5 protein-coding genes are annotated in these 4,545 nt (G+C 46.2%); 3 read left to right on the top strand and 2 right to left on the bottom strand.

All coding sequences use genetic code 11. From position 1 onward, the window contains the following. Together PLA23_RS10685 and PLA23_RS10680 are read right to left on the bottom strand one after the other, a co-directional pair. Positions 1 to 472, bottom strand: a 472-nt coding sequence (locus tag PLA23_RS10685) for a hypothetical protein (RefSeq protein ID WP_324475169.1), incomplete at its 3' end; no start/stop codon positions are given. 19 nt (positions 473 to 491) lie between these two features. Beyond that, the gene (locus PLA23_RS10680; RefSeq protein ID WP_324328821.1) at positions 492 to 2,330 is read right to left on the bottom strand and encodes a HAMP domain-containing protein; all 1,839 of its coding nucleotides are present in this window, start codon (positions 2,328 to 2,330) and stop codon (positions 492 to 494) included. Positions 2,331 to 2,400: 70 nt separating this feature from the next. Here PLA23_RS10680 and PLA23_RS10675 point away from each other — a divergent pair, with 70 nt between their 5' ends. The 3 genes from PLA23_RS10675 to PLA23_RS10665 all read left to right on the top strand — a co-directional run. After that, positions 2,401 to 3,126: a molybdopterin-guanine dinucleotide biosynthesis protein B gene (locus tag PLA23_RS10675; protein ID WP_324475168.1), complete on the top strand. Its 726-nt coding sequence runs from the start codon at positions 2,401 to 2,403 to the stop codon at positions 3,124 to 3,126. Then, positions 3,123 to 4,067 carry a hypothetical protein gene (locus tag PLA23_RS10670; protein ID WP_324475167.1) on the top strand — a complete coding sequence of 315 codons (945 nt, stop codon included), beginning with the start codon at positions 3,123 to 3,125 and terminating at the stop codon, positions 4,065 to 4,067. Before PLA23_RS10675 ends, PLA23_RS10670 begins: the two co-directional genes overlap by 4 nt. A gap of 67 nt (positions 4,068 to 4,134) precedes the next feature. Next, on the top strand, positions 4,135 to 4,545 hold a 411-nt coding region (locus PLA23_RS10665; RefSeq protein WP_324475166.1), incomplete at its 3' end, for a metal-dependent transcriptional regulator.

The following is a 4,545-nucleotide window of genomic DNA, read 5'->3' as shown; positions in this document are numbered from 1 at the left end:
CAGGTGTGATCTCTTCCTCCGGAGCCAGTACTTCAATATCCGCGGCCCGGGCAAGTTGTCCGTTTATGAACAACCGAAGGGTATAGGTACCTGGTTCAAGTTCCCGATCATCTTCCCAGGATATTGATCGATGCGTAATACCCTCTGTCCCTTCATCCCACTCCTCTTCGGTTGAGTAGAACCATTCATTGTTATACAGCCATTCAACCTCTACCTGCATGCCGTCTTCCATGTTCATAAAGGGAAAAACGGCACAGATTTTTATTGTCCCTGGCTCATATGCATCAACTGGCCTGATGGGAACACTCTCATTCGTCACCCCCTCAGAGAATGTGATCTCACCAAACGCAGCAAAATCTGGAGTATAGTCGCTGGCGACACCATACATACAAGAGGGTATGAAAAAGAGAAGGATGAGAAAAACGTATGCTGCTTGTTTATCTTTCTTTCGCTGAATGGTTCTCTTATTCATCCGCATCTGTACCTTTGTACTAAATACCATAGTGTTTTGTCAGGAACAGGCGTACTTTATCAGTATTCATAAAGTTTTTATCCACTTCATTAATGAGATCATCAATAATGCGTATTTGTTCCAGGATTTTTTCTTCGTACTGGCCACCCTGCATTTCATTCAGTATGGTAATTGCTGCAAGAGGATTTCGAATCTGATCATTGATTGCAGCAAGTTTAACCAGATTCTCTTCAATCTGCGCTATTGCAGTGATCTCCCGCTTTCGCATCTCCAAAAGCTCAGTTACATCATGGAAAATGATCATGATGAGGACATCGTCACCAGACAGGATAGCACTGCATTTTGCCTCTGTTTTCACTATTTTTCCGTCTTTGTTCAGAAAATCCCACTGCAGCACTGACAATTCGCCCTGTGCAACCCGGCGGATGATATCCTGGGATGCCACATGAGACTCTCTGCCATCTGGTTGGAATGCCGAAGAAAATTCATGTAGTTCTTTTCCGACAATTTCATTTATATTTCTTCCGATTAACCGGGTGGCAGCATTATTGCAACCAGCTATCCTGTTCCCTTTCAGGATGAAGATTGCTTCATTGGCCGATTCAAAGAGCCTCTGGTAATTCTCTTCTGCCTTCCATCTCTTACCCAGCTCCTGCAGCAGTTCTTCTTCCCTGGTCTGCAGGTTGCTGATTGTATCCTTCAGATTGGTCACCAGACGGTTAATCGCCCGTTCAATCTGACGGAACTCGGATGAACCGGTCGGGCGAATCCGGTAATCCAGATCTCCGGCTGCGATATGCTCAATATCCTCAACGATCCGGTCAATCGGCCGCGACAGGTATCGTGATCCGGCAATGGCACCACCTGCTGCAATAATCGCGGTGAGCAGCAGAAATCCGCCAAATATCAGGGTGAGGGTAAGTTTCTTCTGATCCCGTCCCTCAGTGGAATAGACCGTCCGTGCGGCAAGATACATCTCGGATGCTGATGGTGACGATGTATCGCTGATAGGAAGATGGGTATACCGGACAACATCACCGGTGACCGGGTCAATCTCTTCAAAGTTGGTGTGATCTTTAAATGTCCTGATAATTTTTGAAATAACATCGGCTTTTGGCATGCTGCCGTTATCCTGAACAGAGTATCGGGAAACAGGTTCATACCGTGAGTTATAGAGTTCAATTGATCTGATATCCGTGTTAATTCCGGGGAGGTTATGAATAAGTTCCTTATATGATGCATTTGATGCAGAGGGAAGAAGTTGATTAAATGACCGGCTGATCTCAAGAAGGTATCTGCCATCACCGGTCCCCATGTATGCAAACTTTCGAAACGGAGCATTTTTTGCATATCCCCGTACCATCCGGTCAGGAACAAAAGTCCCATTTTTCCGGATCTGCGAGACATAGGTATAAAATTTCGGCCACATCTTAAAGTCAAGACCGATATCATCAGGGAATGTAGTTTTTACGACCAGGCCATCGGCATTGACCAGGTAAAGATTGTACTCTCCATCCAGCTGAGAATCTAATATAATCTTTAATGCGCTGAGATTAATCTGGGTAATATCACCCCCTGATTTTTCATAAGCGGTACGGTATATTTTCATTGCCTTTTCCAATGAAGGAATATATTGCAATTCATAGAGGGATATCCCCCGGTCAATCCAGATGACTGACTGCTGAAGGATCTGATCGGTGAGGTTTTGGCGATTTTCAAACTCTTCATCGATGGATGTCAGTGAGCTGGTGTACCAGACAATGACAAGGGCGATAAGGGAGATAAGGAGCAAAAAAAGGATGACTGCCGCTAATTTTCGTGAAAAAGAAGCCAAAATCAAAGGTTGTCCATCATCCATAGGGACGTCAAAAAGGGGAATTGGATATAGTAGTACTTAATAACTTCCTTGTCTGATCTGAGATCAGGGTGTGTGGTTTGATCGGGGTGTGTCTCTCTTTATGAAAGTAATTCATATTGCAGGATGGTCCGGTTCTGGAAAAACCACATTTATTCTCAAGCTCTGTTCTCATCTGGTGCATCGTGGCAGGACCGCGACCATTAAACATATCGGCAGTCATTATTGTGCTCTTCCCCTCGGGAAAGATACGACCCTTCATTTTGAAGCCGGTGCAGATCCTGCTGTCGGGATTGATGATGAGAAGACATCAGCGGTATTTCATGGGATCTGTCTTGATGATGCCTTGAACCTGCTTTCTGATTCCGGCGTCAGATATGCAGTCCTTGAAGGTTTTAAAGGGATGCCCTTTCAGAAGGTTCATATCGGTATCCTGGATGGTCCGTATCTTCTCAAGAATCCAGAGGTTTCTGAGGTTTTATCTGTTCTTGATCAGTTTGATGACTGGTATACCCCTTCCGGCCTGATGAAGGAACTCACTGATGAATATCCGGGATGTCATATCTTCTCCTGGGCCGGATATGTCACAGATTATCAGAAAACAAAGGATTTGTGTTCCCGGATAGAAGACGAATATGGTGATGATCCCCTCATTGCGGGAATTCGTGCCAGGGTCCATCGGTGGAGTGATGATGGCCGGTACCCGGTGTATCTTCTGATGGCCATGAATAATCCATTCGCAGACGCGGCAATTTTTTTCAGGGCAATCCAGAAGATTGAGGTGTGTACACTCTCATGATGGAAAAAACCGATCTGAGGTCTGAGTTAATCCGTCGGATGGCAGATGTATCGGGAGAGCCAGCCGCCATCAGTCTGGTTACCGGTGAAGTCCTTCAGATGGTTTCAGAAGCCCTTATCAGACTTCGAAAGGAACATATCCGGTTTCGGGCATCTGATTCCGTCATACTAGCAGACAGTTCCTTTGGTATGACAAGAAAGGAGGCAAATGCTTTTCTGTGTGCCTGTTTTCTGGAATTTCGCTCTGGAAAAGCCGATGTGTGGGACAATGTGGTCTTTTTTACTGAAGAGATACTTGAAAACCCGGATACCGTATGGCAGGAGATCGTTCATCACACTCGTGAAGGATGGAATGAACGGTTTTATGATTATAATCTGCATCCGGAACAGGTTATACACGATCGTCTGTACCAGATTGCAACCCTGATGGTACGGTTTTATGCCGGTGACGGACGGCAGATATGGACCGGATATGAACAGGATCCCGAATCTGTTTATAAACGACTCCTCATTCTGAAAATTCCCCGCTCGATCGCCTGTCTTATTGTGGGGACATTAAAGGATCTCGGAATTGTACAGGGGCCGTTTGATATTGTCGGGGATATCGTCGATGCACGGGTATTGGGACGAATGGTATGTGGTGACGGGAGCGGGATCACCCCTATGAAGGCACGAAGGCTTGCCCGTATGCTCTCACCTGATGATCCCTGGAAGCTTGATCGACCTCTCTACCTGATCGGAACAACCTGGTGTAGTCCGGGACCAAAGTGCAGAGCATGTCCGGTGAAGCAGTCATGTGTAACTGCCCTCTCGGAGGGTATGGGTATCCGCCCGGATCCGGTAATCCGGGAGAGTTTTTTTGGGAAAAAGTCATATCAACGTACCTTAAAACAATGGCAGAATATCATTCCTGCAACAAATGATGACCTGATTTTAAAATAACTCTCTGATTAACAGAATCATATTTTTAGCTGGAAGCTTTATCGTCTCTGCTGCGGTATATTCCTATATGACAAACCGGATCGATACCCCCCAGAAGATCAGGTTTTTAAAGTTCATCTCGTTGTATGAATCGGGTGTCAGGCCTGGTGAAATTGCACAGGAGTTTGGAATCCGTCCCTCAACGGTCACGAGATCCCTCCATGAACTGGGAGAGGCCGGGTATATCCGGTATGATCCCTACCAAAAGGTCTCTCTCACCAGTGATGGAGAGGATTTAACCCGGTTTTTACATCGCCGTCACCGTATCCTCTCCTTAATGTTTGCCCGCGCTGGTCTTTCTGAACAGGATGCATGTAAGCAGGCTGAGAAGATCGAGCATCTGGTGCCAAAGGTCCATATTGACCAGATCTGTCGCTCACTCGGTCATCCCAGCAGGGCAGCTTGTGGTGTGATTGAACATGATCCCGTCTGTTGTGGA

The sequence above is a fragment of the Methanospirillum sp. genome, assembly GCF_035406105.1.
Classification (GTDB): domain Archaea; phylum Halobacteriota; class Methanomicrobia; order Methanomicrobiales; family Methanospirillaceae; genus Methanospirillum.
This window is presented reverse-complemented; position numbering and strand designations above follow the sequence as displayed.